This window comes from Mesorhizobium sp. M8A.F.Ca.ET.202.01.1.1 (assembly GCF_004791595.1).
Taxonomy (GTDB): Bacteria; Pseudomonadota; Alphaproteobacteria; order Rhizobiales; family Rhizobiaceae; genus Mesorhizobium.
Genome location: NZ_SRUN01000293.1, coordinates 1 through 287, shown reverse-complemented (window position 1 = coordinate 287; position 287 = coordinate 1). Strand labels below are relative to the sequence as shown.

1 protein-coding gene is annotated in these 287 nt (G+C 64.5%); it reads right to left on the bottom strand.

Annotation, left to right across the window (positions count from 1 at the left end; genetic code table 11):
* A partial coding sequence (locus EN845_RS34925) for a VOC family protein (protein WP_135931351.1) occupies positions 1 to 272 on the bottom strand: 272 nt, incomplete at its 3' end.
* Positions 273 to 287 lie beyond the last annotated feature (15 nt).

The window sequence follows — 287 nt, the reverse complement described above, 5'->3', positions numbered from 1 at the left end:
ACCCGCGACACCGCAAACGCGATGTGGTGGACGCAGCCGATGTCGGTCGGCGTGCGCCGCTTGACCGGGCTGCGGCTCTCGTCGGTGAAGACCGTGATCAGCCGCCCATCGCCCGGGTCGAAATAGAGGTGGCTTTCGCTCGCCTTGTCGAGATTGGGCTGCTCGAAGACGAAGGGCATGCCGAGCACGCCTTCCCAGAAATCGATGGAGGTCTGGCGATCGGCGCCGACCAGCGTGATGTGATGGACGCCTTGCGATTGCAGTTTCTGCATCTGCTCCTCCCGGCC